The sequence below is a fragment of the Streptomyces microflavus genome, from assembly GCF_014650075.1.
Lineage (GTDB): Bacteria > Actinomycetota > Actinomycetes > Streptomycetales > Streptomycetaceae > Streptomyces > Streptomyces microflavus.
Window position 1 is genome coordinate 44850 of record NZ_BMUG01000008.1, and the last position, 20845, is coordinate 65694.

Annotated in this window: 18 protein-coding genes; 12 read left to right on the forward strand and 6 right to left on the reverse strand. The window is 72.5% G+C overall.

The features are described from left to right. Positions 1–459 carry a BlaI/MecI/CopY family transcriptional regulator gene (locus IE264_RS23060; RefSeq protein ID WP_032759804.1) on the reverse strand — a complete coding sequence of 153 codons (459 nt, stop codon included), beginning with the start codon at positions 457–459 and terminating at the stop codon, positions 1–3. 230 nt (positions 460–689) lie between these two features. Here IE264_RS23060 and IE264_RS23065 point away from each other — a divergent pair, with 230 nt between their 5' ends. The 3 genes from IE264_RS23065 (at position 690) to IE264_RS23075 (ending at position 2766) form a co-directional block, all read left to right on the forward strand. Further along, positions 690–1265 carry a TerD family protein gene (locus IE264_RS23065; protein WP_015607023.1) on the forward strand — a complete coding sequence of 192 codons (576 nt, stop codon included), beginning with the start codon at positions 690–692 and terminating at the stop codon, positions 1263–1265. A gap of 58 nt (positions 1266–1323) precedes the next feature. Beyond that, on the forward strand, positions 1324–1905 hold the full coding sequence (locus tag IE264_RS23070) for a TerD family protein (RefSeq protein WP_032759805.1): 582 nt from the start codon (positions 1324–1326) through the stop codon (positions 1903–1905). 99 nt (positions 1906–2004) lie between these two features. Then, positions 2005–2766, forward strand: coding sequence for a hypothetical protein (locus IE264_RS23075; RefSeq protein WP_032759807.1), 762 nt, complete (start codon positions 2005–2007; stop codon positions 2764–2766). Positions 2767–2846: 80 nt separating this feature from the next. On the opposite strand, the gene IE264_RS23080 is transcribed toward IE264_RS23075, so the two are convergent. The 3 genes from IE264_RS23080 to IE264_RS23090 form a co-directional block, all read right to left on the reverse strand. After that, the gene (locus tag IE264_RS23080; protein WP_015607026.1) at positions 2847–3584 is read right to left on the reverse strand and encodes a gamma-glutamyl-gamma-aminobutyrate hydrolase family protein; all 738 of its coding nucleotides are present in this window, start codon (positions 3582–3584) and stop codon (positions 2847–2849) included. Positions 3585–3637: 53 nt separating this feature from the next. Further along, positions 3638–5107 carry an ethanolamine permease gene (gene eat / locus IE264_RS23085; protein WP_032759808.1) on the reverse strand — a complete coding sequence of 490 codons (1470 nt, stop codon included), beginning with the start codon at positions 5105–5107 and terminating at the stop codon, positions 3638–3640. A 140-nt stretch (positions 5108–5247) separates the two neighbouring features. Beyond that, entirely contained in the window at positions 5248–6054 is an 807-nt protein-coding gene (locus IE264_RS23090; RefSeq protein ID WP_015607028.1) for a FadR/GntR family transcriptional regulator, read from the reverse strand. Between the two features lie 73 nt (positions 6055–6127). Between IE264_RS23090 and IE264_RS23095 the strand changes: the two genes are divergently transcribed. From IE264_RS23095 to IE264_RS23105, 3 genes are read left to right on the forward strand one after another with little or no spacing between them, the layout of a single operon-like run. Further along, the gene (locus tag IE264_RS23095) at positions 6128–7492 is read left to right on the forward strand and encodes a glutamine synthetase family protein (RefSeq protein WP_015607029.1); all 1365 of its coding nucleotides are present in this window, start codon (positions 6128–6130) and stop codon (positions 7490–7492) included. Between the two features lie 32 nt (positions 7493–7524). Continuing rightward, complete coding sequence (locus IE264_RS23100; RefSeq protein WP_032759811.1) at positions 7525–8907, forward strand: aldehyde dehydrogenase family protein; 1383 nt, start codon at positions 7525–7527, stop codon at positions 8905–8907. Positions 8908–8912: 5 nt separating this feature from the next. After that, positions 8913–9698, forward strand: coding sequence for a 3-oxoacyl-ACP reductase (locus tag IE264_RS23105; protein WP_015607031.1), 786 nt, complete (start codon positions 8913–8915; stop codon positions 9696–9698). A gap of 25 nt (positions 9699–9723) precedes the next feature. On the opposite strand, the gene IE264_RS23110 is transcribed toward IE264_RS23105, so the two are convergent. Further along, positions 9724–10932 carry a PucR family transcriptional regulator gene (locus IE264_RS23110; protein ID WP_015607032.1) on the reverse strand — a complete coding sequence of 403 codons (1209 nt, stop codon included), beginning with the start codon at positions 10930–10932 and terminating at the stop codon, positions 9724–9726. Further along, positions 10929–11081 carry a hypothetical protein gene (locus tag IE264_RS23115; RefSeq protein WP_015607033.1) on the reverse strand — a complete coding sequence of 51 codons (153 nt, stop codon included), beginning with the start codon at positions 11079–11081 and terminating at the stop codon, positions 10929–10931. Before IE264_RS23115 ends, IE264_RS23110 begins: the two co-directional genes overlap by 4 nt. Positions 11082–11267: 186 nt before the next feature. Here IE264_RS23115 and pgfA point away from each other — a divergent pair, with 186 nt between their 5' ends. The 6 genes from pgfA (at position 11268) to IE264_RS23145 (ending at position 20843) form a co-directional block, all read left to right on the forward strand. After that, positions 11268–12251: a cell envelope lipid trafficking protein PgfA gene (gene pgfA / locus IE264_RS23120; RefSeq protein WP_015607034.1), complete on the forward strand. Its 984-nt coding sequence runs from the start codon at positions 11268–11270 to the stop codon at positions 12249–12251. Between the two features lie 298 nt (positions 12252–12549). Continuing rightward, positions 12550–13719 carry a glycosyltransferase family 4 protein gene (locus IE264_RS23125; protein WP_032759812.1) on the forward strand — a complete coding sequence of 390 codons (1170 nt, stop codon included), beginning with the start codon at positions 12550–12552 and terminating at the stop codon, positions 13717–13719. Beyond that, entirely contained in the window at positions 13716–14444 is a 729-nt protein-coding gene (locus tag IE264_RS23130) for a class I SAM-dependent methyltransferase (protein ID WP_015607036.1), read from the forward strand. Before IE264_RS23125 ends, IE264_RS23130 begins: the two co-directional genes overlap by 4 nt. Continuing rightward, positions 14441–18820 (forward strand): alpha-(1->3)-arabinofuranosyltransferase, encoded by a 4380-nt coding sequence (locus tag IE264_RS23135; protein ID WP_032759813.1) that lies wholly within the window; start codon positions 14441–14443, stop codon positions 18818–18820. The genes IE264_RS23130 and IE264_RS23135 overlap by 4 nt, the downstream gene beginning before the upstream one ends. Beyond that, positions 18817–20118, forward strand: coding sequence for a hypothetical protein (locus tag IE264_RS23140; protein ID WP_015607038.1), 1302 nt, complete (start codon positions 18817–18819; stop codon positions 20116–20118). Before IE264_RS23135 ends, IE264_RS23140 begins: the two co-directional genes overlap by 4 nt. Then, a complete protein-coding gene (locus IE264_RS23145) occupies positions 20115–20843 on the forward strand; it encodes a class I SAM-dependent methyltransferase (protein ID WP_032759814.1) in 729 nt (242 codons plus the stop codon). The genes IE264_RS23140 and IE264_RS23145 overlap by 4 nt, the downstream gene beginning before the upstream one ends. Positions 20844–20845 lie beyond the last annotated feature (2 nt).

A 20845-nucleotide genomic window follows, 5' to 3' on the forward strand; every position in this document is an offset into this window, starting at 1 on the left:
TCAGCCCTCCGGCCGGTCCGTCGGCGCCGCGCCGGGGCCGCTCGCGGGGTCACCGGGGCCGCCCGCGGGGCCGCTCTCCGCGAGCAGCGAGCGCAGCAGTTCCTCGTCGTCCGCCGACAGGACGGAGACGAAGCCGGCGAGCACCGCGTCCCGGTCGCTCTGTTTGTCGAGGAGGCGGCGCATGCGCAGTGCGGCGAGGCCGGCCTCGTTCGCCACGGGCTGCCACAGGACGGGGCGCTTGGGCCCGGTCCTGGTGACGGCCTGCTTGGCGTGCAGCCGGGTCAGGATCGTGATGACGGTGCTGTACGACAGGCCGCTGCCGAGCCGTTCCAGCACCCAGGCGGCGGTGACCGGTTCGGTCGCCTCGCCGAGCACGGACAGCACCTGGGCCTCCAGCTCGCCCTGGCCCCGCCTGCGGGCGGGCGTTTCCCGTTCGCCACCGGTTCCTTCGGTGTCCACCGTCCGGCCCCCCTTTCCTTCCACCGCCCGGTCACGGCTGTTCATCCGCCGGGCACCGGGAAATCGTATCCAGCCACCGGGCCGCCGATGACACCTCCGGCCGCTTCCCGCCCGGCCCGGAAAATCTACAGTGTTGTAGATTTTATGGTGCAGCCGCACAGTGTCCGCACCGTCACCCGTGGCGGTGCGGTCCCGGCATACGCACCCGTCACCACGTAAGGGAGAACACCATGGGCGTGAGCCTGGCCAAGGGCGGAAATGTCTCGCTGACCAAGGAGGCCCCGGGGCTGACCGCGATCCTCGTCGGTCTCGGCTGGGACGTCCGCACGACGACCGGTACCGACTACGACCTCGACGCGAGCGCGCTGCTCTGCGACGAGTCGGGCAAGGTCCTCTCCGACGGGCACTTCGTCTTCTACAACAACCTCAAGAGCCCGGACGGTTCGGTCGAGCACACCGGCGACAACCTCACGGGTGAGGGCGAGGGGGACGACGAGATCGTCAAGGTCGACCTCTCCGCGGTGCCGGGAACCGTCGCCAAGATCGTGTTCCCCGTCTCGATCCATGAGGCGGAGGGCCGCGGCCAGAGCTTCGGCCAGGTCCGCAACGCCTACATCCGCGTGGTGAACCAGGCGGGCGGCGCGGAGATCGCCCGTTACGACCTCAGCGAGGACGCCTCCACCGAGACGGCGATGGTCTTCGGCGAGCTGTACCGGCACGGCGCCGAGTGGAAGTTCCGTGCGGTCGGGCAGGGTTACGCCTCCGGGCTGAGCGGCATCGTCGCCGACTTCGGCGTCGGTCTCTGACCTCGCTCCACCGATCCGGACGCAGCCCTCACCCCACCGAGTCACCGAAGGCGGAATCATGACGATCAACCTCTCCAAGGGCCAGCAGGTCAGCCTCACCAAATCCGGCGGCGGCGAACTCGGCGTCGTCCGGATGGGGCTGGGCTGGAAGTCCGCGCCCCGCAAGGGCTTCCTGGCCCGGCTGACCGCCCGCGACATCGACCTGGACGCCTCGGCCGTGCTCTTCGCGGGCAAGGAGCCCCAGGACGTCGTCTTCTTCCAGCACCTCACCAGCGACGACGGTTCGGTCCAGCACACCGGTGACAACCGGGTCGGCGGGGCGGGCGAGGGCGGCGACGACGAATCCATCGTCGTCGACCTGCGGCGCGTACCCGTCCATGTCGACCAGATCATCTTCACGGTGAACTCGTTCACCGGCCAGACCTTCGAGGAGGTCGAGGCCGCCTTCTGCCGTCTGGTCGACGAGAGCAACGGCCAGGAGCTGGCGCGGTACACGCTGACCGGCGGCGGGCGGCACACCGCGCAGATCATGGCCAAGGTCCAGCGGGCCGGTTCGGGATGGCAGATGACCGCCATCGGTGCGGCGGCCGACGGGCGTACCTTCCAGGACCTGATGCCCGCCGTGGCGCAGCACCTGTAGTCACGCCGTACCGGCCGCCCGGAGGCCGCGGGAACCCCACGGGGATCGCGCGGCCCCCGCACCGCGGCGCCCACAGCGACACATCGACCGAGGGACAGTATGGGCAGGCCTTCCCCGCTCGGGGACGAGGACAGATCCGACTACGCGAGCGTGCTCGACGAGGTGCTCGCCTCGGCGGAGATCCAGCGGCTGCTGGAGCGATCCGGCGTCGGCGTCGGCCAGTTGCGCATCCGGGCCCTGGCCTCGGCGGCGCGCACGGCCCCGGCCGCCGCGCCGGAGTACCAGGCGTACGCGGCGCTGCGGCGCGAGTTGCACGGCAGGCCCCTCGACGGCGGCCCGTCGCCCCTGTCCGGGCCGGGGGACCAGGAGCGGCCGGGCGCGGGAGCGCTGGCGCTCCTGGGGGTGCTGACCCCGATCCTCGCCGCGGTCGCCGGGGCGACCTTCCTCCTGCTGGGCTACGGGCTGCGCCTGGCCGGCAGCCTGGTCGCGCCGGCCGACACCCTGGTACGGGTCGGCTGGTTCAGTCTCGCCGTCGCGGCGGCCACCGCGCTGGTCACCATCGTCGCCCTCTACCGCACCGCCGCACTCCAGTCGGCGCCCGCCTCACCGCCCGGGGTGGACCGTGCGGCCGACCTGGACCGCGCCCGGGAGGCCTGGCGCACCGCCCTGCGGGACAAGGCGATCCGGCCGTTCCTGATCCAGGAACTCGCGGAGGAGGCCCCGGGCGGGACACCGGACCGCCCCGCGCGCTTCACTCCGCCGGCCTTCGCGGGCCCCGACTTCAGCAGCCCGGGGTTCTCGGGCCCGGGTCACGGGAGCCCCGACGCCGGGTCCCCGAGGCTGCCCGACACCCGGCGTTGACGGCCGGCACTGACGCCTGGCGCCGGCACCTGCGGCCCCGCCTGTCGTCGCGGATCCCGAGCCATCTCCGTACCCCTCCCTCACCCCGCCACGCACTCCGCCGCCGCGCCGGCCGCTCCGGGAGCGCGCGAACGGTCACGGGCCGCGTCGACGAGCGCGGTCATCACGCGGGGGTCCTCGCCCATCTCCGGGTGCCACTGGACCCCGAGCACCAGGGACTCGCGGCCGGGGAGCTCCAGCGCCTCCACCGTTCCGTCGGGGGCGTGGGCCGAGGCGATCAGGCCGGTGCCCAGGCGGTCGACGGCCTGGTGGTGGTAGGCGGGCACCGTGGTCGTTTCCGGGACGGCCGCCGCGTACGCCGTACCGGGCACGGGATCCACCGGGTGGCCGCCGAAGACGGCGTGGCCTCCGGTGTGGCCGTCCAGGTGCTGGTGCAGGGTGCCGCCGAGGGCGACGTTCAGCAGCTGCATGCCCCGGCAGATGCCCAGCAGGGGGACGTGCAGCTCGATCGCCGCCTCGATCAGGGCGAGTTCCCAGGCGTCGCGTTCACGGGCCGGGGGCCCCGTACGGGGGTCGGGAGCGGCTCCGTAACGCGCCGGTTCGACGTCCGCTCCCCCGGCGATCACCACACCGTCCAGGGCGGCGACGGTCTCCCGGGCCGCGTCCGCGGCCTCGTCGGGCGGCAGCAGCACCGCGAGTCCGCCCGCCGCCCGGACCAGGCGGGGGTAGGCGGCGGGCAGGAGCACCGCGGGCATCTCCCAGACGCCCCAGCGGGCCGGGTCCTGGTAGGTGCTGATGCCGATGACGGGCCGGGACATGGAACGGTCTCCTTCGGATCGGGGGATGTCGGTGATCGCCGCGGGGTGCGGGCTCAGTCGCGCTTGAGCTCGGCCTCCGCCGCCGCCAGTGCGGCGAACTCCTCCTCCGGGGCGGCGGCGACCAGCCGGTGGCGGCTGTAGAAGGCGAAGTAGGCGAGCGCCACCGCGTACACGGCGAGCGCGATGAACGCCGCCTCCCGGTCCACCAGGAAGGTCGCCACCAGTGCCGAGCATGCCAGGACGAAGGCGACCGACGAGGTGCGCGCGCCGCCGGGGGTGCGGTAGGGCCGGGGCAGTTCCGGCTCGCGGCGGCGCAGCACGATGTGGGAGAGGGCCATGAGCGCGTAGCTGATGGTGGCGCCGAAGACGGCGACGTTCAGCATCCGGCCGCCGTTGCCGCTCCAGGCGGCCAGGGTGAAGCCGATGACGCCCGGGATCAGCAGGCCCAGGTAGGGGGACTTGCGGCGGTTGGTGAGGGAGAGGAAGCGCGGCAGGTAGCCGGCCCGGGAGAGGGCGAAGAGCTGGCGGGAGCCGGCGAAGATGAGGGAGAAGAAGGAGGCCACAAGCCCTGCGAGGCCCGCGTAGTTGACGAAGCGGCTCAGGACCGTCGGCTCACCGCTGCCCTGGAGGGCGACCACCAGCGGGTTCCCGGCCTCCTTGATGGCGTTGGCGCCCTGGGCGCCGGTGGCGGAGACGAAGGTGATGAGGGCCAGGAAGACGAGCACGGCGAGCGAGATGGCCAGGGCCTTCGGCATCGAGTGGACCGGGTCCTTGGCCTCCTCGGCGGCGAGCGGTACGCCCTCCACCCCGAGGAAGAACCACATGCCGAAGGGGAACGCCGCCCAGATCCCGAGGAGCCCGTACGGCAGCCAGGAGTTGGAACCGAAGGCGGTGGTGTCGGCCGGGATGTCGTTGAGGCGGCCCGCGTCGAACTCGGTGAACGCGCCGACGGCGAAGATGAGCAGGGCGGCCACCGCGATGGCGGTCACGACCAGGCTGAAGCGGAGCGCCTCACCGACGCCCCAGAGGTGGATGCCGATGAAGATCGCGAAGCAGGCGAGGTAGACCGGCCAGCCGGAGGTCAGCCCGAACAGGCCGAGCGATTCGACGTAGTCGCCGATGAACAGGGCGATGGCGGCGGGGGCCAGGATGTACTCGATGAGGATGGCCGTGCCGGTGAGGAAGCCGCCCCAGGTGCCGAGCGCGCGCCGGGCGAAGCCGTAACCGCCGCCCGCGGTCGGCAGGATGGCGGAGAGTTCGGCCAGCGCGAAGACCAGACAGGCGTACATGACTCCCATCAGGACCATGGCCACCGCGAGTCCGCCGAAGCCGCCCTTGGAGAGGCCGATGTTCCAGCCCGAGAAGTCGCCGGAGACGACATAGGCGACGCCCAGGCCGGTCAGCAGCAGCCAGCCCGCGCTGCCCCGGCGCAGCGTCCGGCGGTGCAGGTACGCGGCCGTGCCGGACGCCCCCGGGTTCGTGTCACCGGGTGGGCCTGCGGGTGTTTCGGTTCCCTGAGCCATGAGGCGCTCCAGACGTCTGTCGACTTCATCGATGGAACTGCGTCGATCAAAGGTTCGTCGGCACACCTTTGTGGAACGTCGGGGGGAATGGCAAGAGGCGCGCGTTAAAGAGTGGTTACGGATTCCCCTCCGGGAGCCCGTCAGGCCAGGAAGCCCCGCAGCAGCGCCGCCGTACCGCCGCAGTGCTCGCGCATCATCTCGCGGGCCGCCTCCGCGTCCCGGTCGAGCACCGCCTCCACGACGGCCGCGTGCTGCTGCTGGGAGTGCTCCAGGTTGCGCACCAGCAGCGGGATGCAGTCCAGCAGTTCGTTGAGGGTCGCGCGCACGGAGGCGTACCCGGCGGCGAGCGAGGTGGAGCCGGAGAGTTCGGCGAGGGTGAGGTGGAGCAGGGTGTCCTGGCGGCGGTAGTCCTCCAGCCGGGCACCCTGGGTCGCCTCCAGCGCCGCCCGCAGCCGGCCTTCGCCCTCCGCCGGGAGCCCGTCGGCGCAGAGTCCGGCGGCCCCGGTCTCCAGCACCTCGCGGAAGCGCAGGGTGTCCTCCAGGTCGACGGCCGCCACCCGGCGCCGCAGTTCGTCGCTGCCGTCGGCGGCGCCGGCACGCGGCAGGACGAACGTTCCGCCGTAGCGGCCTCGCCTGCTCTCCACCATGCCCTGGTCCTGGAGGACCTTGAGCACCTCGCGCAGGGTCACCCGGCTGACGCCCAGGTGCTGGGAGAGTTCCCGTTCGGCGGGCAGCCGGCCGCCGGGCGGGACGAGGCCGAGGCGGAGCAGTTGCAGGACCTGCTCCAGCGTCTCCTCGAAGCCGTTGCCCGCACGGACGGGCCGCAGCACGGAGGCCAGCGGGCCGGAACCGGTCTCCGCCTCCCCGCCCGCCGCCTCACCTACGGCCTCCGGGGCACTGTCCGCCGCCGCCGGTCGGGTGCCGTCGGTTCTCCTTCTGGTGACCACTCGCGAATCCCCTTCCCAAGCAATGGTTCTCTGTCATACCTTAAGCCTCCCGGTTCACCCAAGGAGGAATCCCGTGGCAGACCGCACACCCCCGCTCACCGTCGACGAGCTCCGCTCACGCGTCGCGGACGGGTCGATAGACACCGTGGTGCTGGCCTTTCCCGATATGCAGGGCCGGCTCCAGGGGAAGCGGTTCGCAGCCGGGTTCTTCCTGGACGAGGTGCTGGAGCACGGTACCGAGGGCTGCAACTACCTGCTGGCCGTGGACACCGAGATGCGGACCGTCGACGGCTACGCGATGTCGTCGTGGGAGAACGGCTACGGCGACTTCGGCATGGTCCCCGACCCCGCCACGCTCCGCCCGGTCCCCTGGCACGAGGGCACCGCCCTCCTGATCGCCGACCTCGCCTGGCACGACGGCAGCCCGGTCGTCGCCGCGCCGCGCCAGATCCTGCGCCGCCAGCTCGACCGGCTCGCCTCGCTCGGCTACACCGCGCAGGTCGGCACGGAGCTGGAGTTCATCGTCTTCCGGGACAGTTACGAGGAGGCCTGGGACCGCGACTACCGCGGGCTGACCCCGGCCAACCAGTACAACATCGACTACTCCATCCTCGGCACCGGCCGGATCGAGCCCCTGCTGCGCCGCATCCGCAACGAGATGCAGCAGGCCGGGCTGACCGTCGAGTCCGCCAAGGGCGAGTGCAACCCCGGCCAGCACGAGATCGTCTTCCGCTACGACGAGGCGCTCACCACCTGCGACCAGCACGCCGTCTACAAGACCGGCGCCAAGGAGATCGCGGCCCAGGAAGGTGTCTCGCTGACCTTCATGGCCAAGTACGACCAGCGCGAGGGCAACTCCTGCCACATCCACCTCTCGCTCACCGACGAGAACGGTGAGAACGTGATGGCGGGCGACGGGCCGGACGGCATGTCCGAGCTGATGCGCCACTTCCTGGCCGGACAGCTCGCCGCCCTGCGCGACTTCTCCCTCCTCTACGCGCCCAACATCAACTCCTACAAGCGCTTCCAGCCGGGCTCCTTCGCCCCCACCGCCGTCGCCTGGGGCGTCGACAACCGCACCTGCGCCCTGCGGGTCGTCGGCCACGGCCGCTCGATGCGCTTCGAGAACCGGCTGCCCGGCGGTGACGTCAACCCGCATCTCGCCGTGGCCGGGCTGGTCGCCGCCGGTCTGTACGGGGTCGAGCACCGGCTGCCGCTGCCGGAGGCCTGTACGGGCAACGCCTACACCGCCGGGTACGACCAGGTGCCGGCGACCCTGCGCGAGGCGGCCGAGCTGTGGGAGGCCAGCCCCATCGCCAAGGAGGCGTTCGGCGAGGAGGTCGTCGCGCACTACCTGAACATGGCGAAGGTCGAACTCACCGCCTACGACTCCGCGGTGACCGACTGGGAGCTGCGCCGCTCCTTCGAACGCCTCTGACCACCACCAGCCCCCTTGATCGAGGTCCGTACGTGTCACAGCCCACCCTGGACGTCCTGAACCCGGCGACCGCCGAGGTCATCGCCACCGTGCCCGCCGCCTCCGCCGCCGATGTGGACGCGGCCGTGGTCCGCGCCACCGCCGCACAGCGCCCCTGGGCCGCCGCCGCACCCGCCGACCGGGCCAGGCTGCTGCGCCGCTTCGCCGCAGTCGTCGACGAACACATCGAGGAACTGGCCCAGTTGGAGGTCCGGGAAGCCGCACACACCATCGGCAACGCCCGCTGGGAGGCAAGCAACGTCCGCGACCTCCTCGACTACAGCGCGGGCGGCGCGGAGCGGCTGCTCGGCCGGCAGATCCCGGTGGCGGGCGGCATCGACTTCACGGTCCTGGAGCCGCTCGGCGTCATCGGCGTCATCGCGCCCTGGAACTTCCCGATGCCCATCGCCGCCTGGGGCCTGGCCCCGGCGCTCGCCGCGGGCAACGCCGTCCTCCTCAAGCCCGCCGAGACGACCCCGCTGACCGCTCTGCGGCTGGCCGAACTCGCCCTGGAGGCAGGGCTTCCCGAGGGGCTGTTCCAGGTGCTGCCCGGCGAGGGGCCGGTGGCCGGGAGCGCCCTGGTGGAGCACCCGGGTGTCGCGAAGATCGTGTTCACCGGCTCCACCCGGACCGGGAAGCACATCATGACCCGGTGCGCGGAGCGCGTGAAGCGCCTCACCCTCGAACTCGGCGGCAAGAGCCCGAACATCGTCTTCGCCGACGCCGACGTGGAGGCCGCGGCGGCCGCGACTCCGATGTCCTTCCTGGACAACGCGGGCCAGGACTGCTGCGCCCGGACCCGGATCCTGGTCGAACGGTCCGTGTACGACCGCTTCCTGGAGCTGCTCGTCCCGGCCGTGGCCGCCGTGGTGGTGGGCGACCCGGCCGACGAGAAGACACAGATGGGCCCGCTGATCTCGGCCCTCCAGCTGGAGCGGGTGCGGGGCTTCACCGACGGCGTACGGGAAGCCGACGGCGTACGGGCGATTCTCGGCAACTCCCCGGAGGGGCCCGGGTTCTGGTATCCGCCGACCGTGCTCGCCGGGGTCGCGGCGGACGCCCCGGTGGCCGTCGAGGAGGTCTTCGGGCCGGTGGCCGTGGTGCTGCCGTTCGACGGCGAGGAGGACGCGCTGCGCCTGGCGAACGCCACCGACTACGGGCTGGCCGGATCGGTCTGGTCCCGGGACATCGGACGGGCACTCCGCGTCGGCCAGGGGCTGCGCGCGGGCAACCTCTCCGTCAACTCGCACTCCAGCGTGCGCTATTCGACCCCCTTCGGCGGCTACAAGCAGTCGGGGCTGGGCCGTGAGCTCGGCCCCGACGCGCTGGCCGCCTTCACCGAAACCAAGAACATCTTCATCAGCACGGAGGCCTGAGCACCATGACCGAAACCTCTTCTGTCTGCCGCCGCCTGGTCGGCCGCACCGCCGTCGTCACCGGAGCCGGCAGCGGCATCGGCCTGGCCACCGTACGGCGGCTGGCCGCCGAGGGCGCCCATGTCGTCTGCGCCGATGTGGACGAGGTGAGCGGCAAGGCCGCCGCCGAGGAGGCGGGCGGGCTCTTCGTCCGGACCGACGTCACCGACGCCGAGCAGGTCGACGCGCTCTTCAAGGCCGCGTTCGACACCTACGGTTCGGTGGACATCGCGTTCAACAACGCGGGGATCTCGCCGCCCGACGACGACTCCATCCTGGAGACCGGCCTCGATGCCTGGCGCCGGGTGCAGGAGGTCAACCTGACCTCCGTCTTCCTCTGCTGCAAGGCCGCCATCCCCTACATGCGGACCCAGGGCAGGGGCTCCATCATCAACACGGCCTCGTTCGTGGCCCGGATGGGTGCGGCGACCTCGCAGATCTCCTACACCGCGTCCAAGGGCGGGGTGCTGGCGATGTCGCGCGAGCTGGGGGTGCAGTTCGCGCGCGACGGCATCCGCGTCAACGCGCTCTGCCCGGGGCCGGTCAACACCCCGCTGCTCCAGGAGCTGTTCGCCAAGGACCCGGAGCGGGCCGCGCGGCGTCTTGTGCACATCCCGGTGGGCCGGTTCGCCGAGCCGACCGAGATCGCCGCCGCCGTGGCCTTCCTGGCCAGCGACGACTCCTCGTTCGTCAACGCGACGGACTTCCTGGTGGACGGCGGGATCGCCGGGGCGTACGTCACCCCGGTCTAGCACCCCATATGCGCAGGGGGCGCCGCTACTCCGCCCCCTGCGCCGGTGCTCCCCGCAACCGCTGCGAGCGGAGCACCAGCAGCATCTCGAAGCGCTGGTCGGGGTCGTCGATCGCGTCGCCCCACAGCTCGCGGATCTGGCGCAGCCGGTAGCGCGCCGTCTGCGGGTGGATGCCCAGCCGCTGGGCCACCTCGGGTGCGCCGCCGGGCGTCTCGATCCAGGCGAGGAGGGTCTCGGCCAGCCGCTTCGCCGCGGTCGGGCCGAGGCCGTCCAGCGGGGCGAGGCAGCGGCGGGCGGCCGCGTCGATCAGCTCCCGGGACGGCAGGAGCACCAGCTCCTCCGTGCGCTCGGTGCAGTGCAGCACCTCGCCCTGCGGCAGCAGGTTCTTCTTGATCAGCTGGACCGCGGTCTCCGCCCAGCGGAGCGAGGTCGCCGCGGCGGCCAGCGGCACCGGCGGGCCGATCGCCCCGGACCAGCCGGCGGTGGCCCGGCGCAGGGTGTCCGCCCGGCCCGCCGTCTCCGGGTCGGGGATGACGATGCGCGGCTGCTCGCTCTCCATCTCCAGCAGGATCCCCTGCCCCACCGCCGGGGCCACGGCCTCCCGGGCGGGGCGCATCAGCACGCCCACCGCGATGGTCTCCGGCAGCTCCCAGCCGACGCGGGCGGCCCGCTCGGCGAGCGTCCTGGCCGAATCACCGCGGGGCTCCACCAGCAGGAGGTCGATGAGCTGGCGCTGGAGGCGCAGCCGCTCGCTGGCGCGGCGGGCCGCCGCCTCGGCATAGCCCAGTACCGACTGTTCCACGAGGCCGTCCAGATACTCGAATCCCGATTCGGCCAGCTCGTACATGGCGGGGGCGGCGATGTCGACCTGCTGGCCGATCTCGGCGAACCTGCGCCAGGTGAGCCGGACCCCGAGCCGGTAGACGGCCTGGAGGGAGTCGAGGCTCCGGCCGTGCAGCCCCTCGCCCCGGCCGAACTCCTGGAAGACCTCCGGCGGCACCCGGGGGTCGCCGGCGCCGGAGGCGAGGTGGCGTACGAAGCCCTCGATGGCGCGGCGGATCCCGACGAGCGCCATCGGCTCGCCGGACTCGTCCTCGACGAGCTGGAGGTAGGGGTAGTCCTGCCGGATCTCGGTGAGGATCTTCTGGGCGATCTCCGGTGCCTCGGCCAGGGCGATGGAGGAGAACCGCTCCACCTTCGACCGGGGCACCTCCTGCCAGGCGCGAGGCGTCACGAGCCAGCCGGCGCGGTGTCGTAGCTGATCAAAGGCGTGTTCGGCTGCTCGGGTGTGGCGTCGAGCAGTGCCACGATGCCGAAGGCGGCACCGAAGGCGAGCGCCGCGGCCACCAGGGCGGTGGCAGCAGCGGTGATGAGTCTGCGCATGGTCGGGTCAGCTCCTTGCTGGAGTCGATCCCCACTCCGTATGGCCGGGCCCCTCCGGCTGGCACACAGTGTCGACAGTCCATTGACATGCCGTCAAGGGCTTGCCTACTGTTCACGCCAATCAAGGGCTGACCGGCCCGGGGCCCGTGCACCTCCCGCGAAGAGATTCGACCCAGGAGTGCCCGGATGCGCCGCAATGCTTCACCTCTGTCACTGTTTCTGCTGGGTGCAGGGGTCTTTCTGCTCGTACTCGCGCCCCTGCTTGTCTGGTATGTCCAGCCGCAGGCGAAGCGCACCCCTATAGATATCGATACGACCACGGTCTTCACCGGGACCGGCAGCTACTTCGACACCTCGAAGGTGGAGACGGTCGAGGGCAAGGAGATCACGATCACCCGCCAGGTGCGCGGGGACGTGGCCGACAGCCTCAAGAGCGGCAACGCCATCTGGGACGTCTCCACGTCGGTCGATCACAGCGAGACCCTGCCCGCCTCCGATCCGCGCGACGCCCTCCAGTGGACCCTGGAGCGCTGGGTGACGGACCGGACCACCAATGAGCCGGTCCACTGCTGCGAGGAGTCCCCGACCTTCGACGGCGAGGCGTATCTGAAGTTCCCCTTCGACGTCGAAAGACGTGCTTACCGCTGGTGGGACGGCACCCTCGGCGGCGTCGTCCGGCTCGAGTACGCCGGCAAGAAGAAGGTGCAGGGGTACGAGGGGTACGCGTTCAAGGGCACGGTCGAGCCGACCCGGACCGGGGTGCGGCAGGTGCCCGGCGTGCTCGTGGGCAAGCCCGGTACGCCCCAGATCCTCGCCGAGGAGTGGTACTCCAACAGCGGCATCGAGCTGGTCGTGGACCGGCGCACCGGACGCATCATGAACGCGGCGATCGGCCCGAAGAAGACGCTGCGCGCCCCGGGCTCCTCGAAGGACGCGGTCACGCTGCTGGAGAGCGAGCGGGTCGAGTTCACCAAGGAGACCCAGCTCAAGCAGGTGGAACTGGCGTCGGCGGACAGCGACCGGCTGGCGCTGCTCTCCGGGACCTTGCCGGCCGGGGCGGTCGGACTGGGCCTCGTACTCGCGACCGTGGGCATCGTGCTCGTCGTCCGGGGGCGCAGAACGGAGCCGGAAGCCTCGAATACTCACATGATGACGAACTTGCCCACCTGAGTTACCGGCAAGTTGTCGCATCGGTGAGTAGCCGGGGGCGTAACCGTGCCGAAAACTGTCTATCCCCACCAAAGCACGGCCCCCGGTCTCTCATCCCTTGTTCGCGCGCGCCCCACAGCTGCGTTCTCCGTCCTGTACGTGAACCCGCTCGTCCCGATCCGCGAACCGCTCGCCCCGTTCCCGAACCCTCTTCCGTATGCCCGGCCCCTCCCTTTCCTTCCGCCCCCTCCCTCCCCTCTCCGTCTTCTTCAAGCCCCCGCCCTTCGTCCCCCGCACACCGAGCCGAGTTGGAGCGCCGATGCCCCAGCACGTTCCTCCCCCGCTGCTCCACGCAGCCGCGCCACAGGGTCAGGGCCCGGTCTCCCCCAGGGTTTCCGCCTCCCCCAGACGCATCGTCTTCCTCGCCCACCGCGACCTGGGCAACCCGGCCGCGGGCGGCTCCGAGCTGCTCGTCGACCAGCTCGCCCTCGGCCTCACCGAAAGGGGCCACGACGTCACCCTCCTGTGCGGTGGCCGGGCCGCACAGCGGCCCTACCGGGTCGTCTCCGCGGGCTCCCAGCTGGGGCACTACCTCGGCGCGCGCTCCGCGTTCACCCGGCAGGTCGGCAGCTGCGACCTGCTGGTGGAGGTCTGCAACGGCATGCCGTACCTGGCGCCCCTGTGGCACCGCGGTCCGACCGTGTGCCTGGTCAACCACGTCCACACCGATCTGTGGGAGATGCGTTTCCCGGCGCCGGTGGCCCGCGCCGGGCGACAGCTCGAACACTGGGCCCTGTCCCGGGCCTACCGGGACCATCTGATGATCGCCGTCTCCCCGTCCACCGCGGGCGCCCTGCGTGAGCTGGGCGTTCCGGACGAGCGGATACGGCTGGTGAACAACGGCGTCCAGGAGCCGCTGCCGCAGAGCGAACGGTCCGCGACCCCGCTCTTCCTGGCGCTCGGCCGGCTGGTCGACTACAAGCGCATCGATCTTTTGCTCCAGCTCTGGGAGCGGGTCCGGCCGGTCACCGGTGGCCGGCTCGTGATCGTCGGTGACGGCCCCGAGCGGGAGAAGCTGGAGAAGCTCGCCGGTCCGGATGTGGAGTTCGCCGGGCACGTGTCCGAGGCGGAGAAGCACCGGCTGCTCTGCGCCTCCTGGATGCTGCTGCACCCGGCGGCCGTCGAGGGGTGGGGGCTGGTCGTCACGGAGGCCGGTACCCGGTCGACGCCGACCCTCGGCTTCGACGTACCCGGGCTGCGCGACTCCGTCGAGGACGGTGTCACGGGCATCCTCGCCCGGGGCGAGTCGTCCTTCGCCGCGGCCTGGTGCGCGCTGGCGCTGGACGAGGAGCGCCGCGAGGCGATGGGCAAGGCCGCGCGCGAGCGGGCCGCCGCCTACCGGTGGAGCAGCAGTGTGACGCAGCTGGAGGCCGTGGCCGCCGAGGCGATCAGCGGTACGCGGTCCTGGCCGGCGGGTGCCCGCTCGTGAAAGACCCGTCCTTCCGCCGCTCCCTCACCCTGTTCCGCGCCTTCATGAGCGAGCAGGAGGACCCGGCCTCCGTGTACACCCTGCTGGCCAGGGACGCGGCGGACCAGGTCGAGCGGTACGCACCGCTAAACGGGAAGGTCGTCGTCGACATCGGCGGCGGCAACGGCTACTTCACCCGGGAGTTCCGGCGGCGCGGCGCGCAGAGCTATCTCTTCGAGCCGGACCCCGGGGAGCTGGGTGACCGGCAGCCGCAGGGGCCGCGGGACACGGTCGTCGCCGACGGCTATCTGCTGCCCCTGGCGGACGGGGTGGCCGATGTCGCCTTCTCCTCCAACGTGCTGGAGCACGTCGCGGATCCGCACACCTTTCTCAGCGAGATGGCGCGCGTCACCCGCCCCGGCGGGCTGATCTACGTCTCGTTCACCAACTGGTACTCGCCGTGGGGCGGCCACGAGTGGGCCCCCTGGCACTACGCGGGCGCCGAGCGCGCCCGCGCCCGTTACGAGCGGCGCACGGGCCACCCGGCCAAGCACCGCCTCGGCGAGAACCTCTTCAGGATCGGCGTCGGCCCGACGCTGCGCCATGTGCGGGGCCGCACCGACGTGGACCTGGTGTCCGCGCGGTCGCGGTACTGGCCGGTCCTGCCCGAACTTGTTACCCGGGTGCCCGGACTGCGGGAATTCGCCACCTGGAACCTCCTCCTCATTCTCCGGCGGTGTTCATGACCAGCGCAGTCCACCTCGCACCCCACCAGTCCCCGGACGGCGGCGACCCACCGCCCGGCAGACCGGTCGACGAACCGGCGGCGCCCCGTTCACGGCGCTGGCTCCTGGGGTTCTGGGCCACGGTCTTCGTGGCGTTCCTGGCGGTGTCGCCGGGACGCATGACGTTCGACACCAAGCTCGGTGTCGTCGTGGATCCCGGGCGGTTCCTCGGCGACCTGGGCGAGCTGTGGCACAGCAGGTCCGGGTTCGGCGGGATCTCCGACCAGTACATCGGCTACCTCGTGCCGATGCTCCCGTACTACGGCCTGGCCGATCTGCTGCGGGTGCCGACCTGGCTCGCGGAGCGGCTCTGGCTGTCGCTGATCGTGGCGGCCGCCTTCTGGGGTGCGCTGCGGCTCGCCGAGCGGCTCCGCGTGGGCTCCCCGGCCACCCGGCTGCTGGGCGCGCTCGTGTACGCGCTGTGGCCGACGTACACCATCGTGGTCGGCTCGACGTCGGCCGCCGCCCTGCCCGGCGCGCTGCTGCCGTGGGTGCTGCTGCCGCTGACGAACCCGCGCCTCGCGCCGCGTATCGCCGCCGCCCGTTCCGCGCTGCTGATCCCGCTGATGGGCGGGGTGAACGCGGCGTCCACGCTGGCCTCGCTGCTGCCGGTCGGGCTCTATCTGCTGTCCCGGCCGGGCGGCCCCCGTAAGCGGGCGTTGCTGCTCTGGTGGATCCCGGGCGTGATCCTCGCGACCGCCTGGTGGATCGTTCCGCTGCTGCTGCTGGGCACCTTCGGCGAGAACTTCATGCCGTACGTGGAGTCCTCGTACACCACGACGACGACCATGTCGGCGACCGAGGTACTGCGCGGCGCGGGCAACTGGGTCGGCTACCTGAACTTCGGTGAGGCCTGGCTGCCCGCCGGCTGGACCGTCGCCACGGCGACCGTCACCATCCTGGGTTCGGCGCTGGCCGCCGCCCTGGGTCTGGCCGGGCTGGCCCGGCGCGATCTGCCGGAGCGCCGCTGGCTGGTGCTGACCGTGCTGTCCGTCGCGCTCATCACGCTCGCCGGGTACGGCGGTGCGCTGGGCGGTCTCTTCCACGGGACCGTGCAGGGGTGGCTGGACGGCTGGCTGGTGCCGTTCCGGAACATCTACAAGTTCCAGACCGGTCTGGGCCTCGCCCTGGCGCTCGGCGTGGCGCACATCGCCGCCGTCGCCTCGCTGCGGGCCCAGCGCGACGAGCGGGTGCCGGTCCGGGCGCGCCGGCTGGCTCCGGTGATCGCCGCCGTACTCGTGCTGCCGGGCCTGGCCTGGCCGTACGTCAACGGGTCGATCCTGCAGCCCGGTTCGTTCAAGGAGATCCCGGACCACTGGGCGAAGGCCGCGGGCTGGCTGAAGGAGAACTCGGCCGACGACCGGGCCCTCGTGGTCCCCGCCACCGCGCACGGCATCTACACCTGGGGCTCCCCCATCGACCAGCCGCTGGACGTGCTGGCCGACACGCCGTACGCCCAGCGCGACTACGTCCCCTTCGGCACGCCGGGCAACCGGCGGGCGATGGACGCCGTCGAGCAGGCGCTGACGTCCGGGGGCCAGGTCCCCGGACTGAGCGAGTACCTCAACCGGGCGGGGCTGCACTACGTCGTGGTCCGCAACGACCTGGACCCGGACCAGCTGGGGTACGTCCCCACCACCACGGTCAAGCGCACCCTGGAGGCGTCCGGCTACAAGCGGGTCACCGGCTTCGGCCCGGTGATGACCGGCGGCCGCATAGCCAACGACACACCGGTGCAGATCGAGGGCCTCTACCCGCGCCAGAGCGCGGTGGAGATCTACGAGCCGCCCACCGAGACCCAGCGTCCCGGGCGGGCGACCATCGCTCCCGTCTCCTCGACCGCCGTCGTCAGCGGCGGCCCGGAGTCCCTGCTGCCGCTCGCCGCGAGCGGCGCCCTGGACGGCCGGCCCACCGTGCTGGCGGGCGACGCCCACCCGGGTGTGGGGAAGCCGTCGCTCTACGCGGCCGGTGACGGACTGCGCCGGGCCGACACCCGGTTCGGCCTGGTCAACACCAATACGTCACACACCTATACGGCCGACGAGCGCAACGCTCCGGAGTCGGAGCAGGACCCGGGTGCGGCGCCGCGCCAGATCCTGCCGACCGAGGGCAAGGAGCACCAGACCACGGCGGTGCTGCGGGGCGCGAAGTCCGTCAGCGCCTCGTCCATCGGCAACTGGCTCTTCCATCTGCCGCAGTACGACCCGGCCAACGCCTTCGACGGCAACCCGGAGACCGCCTGGGCGGAGGGCTCCGCCGCCTCCCCCGAGGACGAGTGGGTACGGATCGACTTCTCCGGCTCGCAGGAGCTGCCGGGCTCGTTGCAGCTCACCCCGCTGCCCAGCGGCGGCGTCCGGGCGGCGGCGACCGAGGTGCGGGTCGAGACGGACCAGGGCTACAAGGACAGCCCGGTCCGCCCCGACGGCTCGCCGCAGGAGGTGGCCGCGCCCGCCGGGCCGGCCGCGTGGCTGAAGGTGACGATCCTCAAGTCCCAGCAGGGACGCCCCGGTCTCACCGGCGCCGGGTTCACCGACATCGCCATCCCCGGCGTGCAGGTGACCCGGATGCTGGAGCTGCCCTCCGACGCACCGCGTGAGGGGGCCGACTCGACGGTCTACTCGCTGAAGCGCGGCAGCGACCCGGGCGGGCTCTCCGCCGTGGCCGCGGAGACCGGTCTGCACCGGCAGTTCACCGCGGGACAGGCCGGCCGGTACACGGTCGCCGCGAGCGCGGTGCCCGTGCCGGGCGAAGCCCTCGACAAGCTGCTGTTCGAGCTGACGGGCGAGCGCGACAAGATCCTGGTGAGCGCCGACTCCACGGCGCGTCTGGGCACCAACCTCAGCGCGCGCAACCTGACGGACGGGGACCTCACCACGGCGTGGATCGCGGGCGACCGTCCCGTACTCCACCTGTCCTGGCCGAAGAAGACCCAGATCGGGGAGATCGTGTTCGCGGCGGCCGGCGGGATCTCGACCCGGCCCGAGCAGGTCCAGATCAGCTCGCCGGACGGCACGGCGGTGGCGGCGGTGGACGAGAACGGCATGGCCCGCTTCTCGCCCATCACCACCGACAGGATGGACATCACCATCTCGCGGCAGGCCCCGCTCGCCGTGCACAACCCGTTCGCCGGCGGCCAGTTGCAGCTGCCGGTCGGGCTGAGCGAGGTCTACATCCCCGCGCTGGAGCAGTTCCGCTCCCCGCAGCCCGACCCGGAGAAGGAGTTCAGCCTGCCCTGCGGTCAGGGGCCGGTCCTCTCCGTCGGCGGCACGCTGATGGAGACCAGGGCCGAGGGCCGGATCAGGGACCTCACACAGCGTCGGCCCATCGCGGTCTCCCTCTGCTCCGAGCAGTCCCAGGTCGAGCTGGGCGCTTCGACCCACACCGTGGAGGCCGGTGACGCCGGTCCGCTCGCCATCACCGATGTCACGCTCTCCACGGGCGAGACGAAGGCCCCGGCGGCCACCGCCCGGACGGTCGACGTCAAGGAGAGCGACGGTGACCGGCGCACGCTGACGGTCGGCGCCGGGGAGGCCTCGTACCTCCAGCTCCACGAGAACCACAACAAGGGCTGGAAGGCCACGCTGAACGGCAAGGAGCTGACGCCGCTGCGGATCGACGGCTGGCAGCAGGCGTGGCTGGTCCCCGAGGGCGAGGGCGGCACGGTCACCCTGGAGTACGAGCCCGCGCGGATCTACCAGGCCGGTCTGATCGGGGCCGGGGTGCTGTTCCTGGTCCTGGTGGGGCTCGCCGTCGTACGCCGCAAGGGCTCAGGACCGACGGCCGGTTCGCACGAGGGGTCGCCCGAGGGTTCGTACGAGGGTGACGAGCAGCAGGTACCGCCGGGTCCCGGGCTGATCCTGGGCACGGTGGCGCTGACCCTGGTGGGCATCGTGATCGCGGGACCGGTCGCCCTGGTGGTGCCCGTCCTGGCCGTACTCGCCCACTTCCGCCCGTCGTTGCTGGCTCCCGTCGCCTTCGCGGCGATGGCCGCGGCCGGAGTGGTCGTGGCCGTCACCACCGGGGAGTTCACCGCCACGGACAAGGGCGCCTTCGGGGCGACGGCCCAACTCCTCGCGCTGATCGCCCTGTTCGCCGCACTGGTCACGGTCGGGGCCGCCCCGAGCAGGGGCAGGCGGCGATCGGGCCGGGGTACGGAGCCGGTGGCCGCGACGGCCGGCGCAGGGGACGGGGGCGGGGACCCGACGATCCCGCTGCAGGCGGCGCAGCCGTCCGGCCGGACCCTCTCCGCCGACGCCAAGCGACCGCGCACCGACCCGCCCACGGGCGGTCCGGACGGCCCGACTCCGCCGCCCGGCAGCGGAGGATCCACCGGATGACCGCCACGCATCCCGCCCGGCCGTTCGCGGCCGGGCGGCTGCCCCGGGTGCCGTTCCCCGTCGTCGACGAGGTGGACCGGCACTGCGCCCAGGACGCCGAGCCGAGCACCATCCACATCGAGATCCATCTGCCCGGCCGACTGGAGGAGGACCGGCTGCGCGCCGCGTTCGCCGCGTCGCTGGCGCTCCATCCGCGGGTGCTGATGCGTGAGCGGCCGCGCGGCCCCTTCGCCCGCCGTTACGAGTGGGAGCTGACGGCCGGACCGGACCGGGACCCGGTGGGCTTTGCGCCCGCCGCGCCCGGGGCGCTCGACCGGGCGCGGGCGGAGTCGCTCGACACCGCCCCGCCGCTCGCGCTCTCGCCTCCGCTGCGGATCACCGTGGTCGAGGAGCCGGGGCGGGAGGGGTGTGTCCTGGTGGTCGCCGTGCACCACACCGCGCTCGACGGGCCCGCCTGTCTGCGGGTGGTGGCGACGGCCGCCGAGATCTACGGCGGGCGGTCCGCCGACCAGCCGTCCGCCCCGGCCCGGCCCCAGGCCGCGCCGCCACCGGCGCACGCGGGGCCCGCTCCCCTCGCCCGGCCCGCCCGGGTGGCGGCGGGCACCCCCGGGAAGGTGCCGGGCAACGGGCAGCTGCTGGCCGAACTTCCGGTGCCCCGGCGGGAGTCGGGCGCCCCCTACACGGTGAACGACCAGCTGATGGTGGCCACCGCCCTGACGGTGGCCGACTGGAACCGGCTCCACGGGTCGGCCGGGCGGCCGCTGCGGATCACCATGCCGGTCGACGACCGGACCCGGGGGCCTCGGATGCCGATCGGCAACGGCACCCGGCTGGTCGAGGTCGGCTTCGACGCGGCGGAGGTGGCGTCCGGTACGGACATCGCCGCGCTGCTGCGTCTCACCGCTGAGCGCACCCGGGCCCTGAAGGCGCAGCCTCGCCCTCAACTGGGCCGCTCGGCCTCGCTGTTGACGACTCCCCTGGTGCCGGTCGCCGCGCGTGCGGCGTTCACCCGGGGGCTGCGGGTGCTGGCGGGGCCGTGGACCTCCACGACGCTGCTCAGCAACATCGGCCGCATCCCGTACCCCTTGGACTTCGGCGACGCGGGGAGGTCCGCCGCGCTGTGGATCTCCGCGCCCGCCCGGATGCCGAGGGGGCTGACGTTCACCACCGCGTCCACGGGCGGCCGGCTGCACCTGGCCCTGCGCTGGTCGCGGACCCTGCTGGGCGACGAGGACGGCGAGGCGCTGCTCGGCCTGTTCACCCGTCATCTGGCCGCGACATCCTCGGAGGCCCCGTGACCGACACCGTTTCTCCCCCTCCCGGCCTGCGGGACTTCTACGAGAACCCGGCCGTCCCCGTGGCGTCCGGCGACGGGCGCAGCCGACGCCAGGCACGGCTGCTTGCCGACGCCCTGGAGGGGCGGGCCGGCCAGGTCGTCGTGGACGTGGGGTGCGGCGACGGGACGGCCGCCGCCACCGCCGCGCCGTTCCTCGCCGGGCACCGGCTGATCGGCGTCGACTGGTCGCAGGACGCGCTGCGCCGGGCCCGGCCCCGGATGGGTTCGGTGGTCCGCGGTGAGCTGGAGCACGGCGGGCTGCCGCTCGCCGACGGGTGTGCGGACGCGGTGCTGTTCAGCGAGATCCTGGAACACCTCGTCGACCCGGACCAGGCACTGGACGAGCTGCGGCGGATCCTGAAGCCAGGCGGGCACCTCATGCTGTCCACCCCGAACCTGGCCGCCTGGTACAACCGGGCGCTGCTGCTGGCCGGGGTGCAGCCGGTGTTCTCGGAGGTCAGTCTGCGCGGGATCCACGGCCGCCCCGGCTCCGAGGTGGTGGGCCATCTGCGGCTGTACACCGCCCGCGCGCTGCGCTCCTTCCTTTCCGCGTCCGGCTTCGAGGACGTGAGGATCACCGGCGCCCCCTTCCACGGGGTGCCGCGCCCGCTGCGGCTGCTGGACAGGGCGGCCTGTGCGGTGCCCGGCGCGGCCTCCATCCTGCTGGCCCACGCTCGGCGGCGATAGCG

Coding starts and splice junctions, on each gene's coding strand:
- IE264_RS23065 (WP_015607023.1), top strand. CDS start 690: ATGGGCGTGAGCCTGGCCAAGGGCGGAAATGTCTCGCTGACCAAGGAG.
- IE264_RS23070 (WP_032759805.1), top strand. CDS start 1,324: ATGACGATCAACCTCTCCAAGGGCCAGCAGGTCAGCCTCACCAAATCC.
- IE264_RS23075 (WP_032759807.1), top strand. CDS start 2,005: ATGGGCAGGCCTTCCCCGCTCGGGGACGAGGACAGATCCGACTACGCG.
- IE264_RS23080 (WP_015607026.1), bottom strand. CDS start 3,584: ATGTCCCGGCCCGTCATCGGCATCAGCACCTACCAGGACCCGGCCCGC.
- eat (WP_032759808.1), bottom strand. CDS start 5,107: ATGGCTCAGGGAACCGAAACACCCGCAGGCCCACCCGGTGACACGAAC.
- IE264_RS23105 (WP_015607031.1), top strand. CDS start 8,913: ATGACCGAAACCTCTTCTGTCTGCCGCCGCCTGGTCGGCCGCACCGCC.
- IE264_RS23115 (WP_015607033.1), bottom strand. CDS start 11,081: ATGCGCAGACTCATCACCGCTGCTGCCACCGCCCTGGTGGCCGCGGCG.
- pgfA (WP_015607034.1), top strand. CDS start 11,268: ATGCGCCGCAATGCTTCACCTCTGTCACTGTTTCTGCTGGGTGCAGGG.
- IE264_RS23125 (WP_032759812.1), top strand. CDS start 12,550: ATGCCCCAGCACGTTCCTCCCCCGCTGCTCCACGCAGCCGCGCCACAG.
- IE264_RS23135 (WP_032759813.1), top strand. CDS start 14,441: ATGACCAGCGCAGTCCACCTCGCACCCCACCAGTCCCCGGACGGCGGC.
- IE264_RS23140 (WP_015607038.1), top strand. CDS start 18,817: ATGACCGCCACGCATCCCGCCCGGCCGTTCGCGGCCGGGCGGCTGCCC.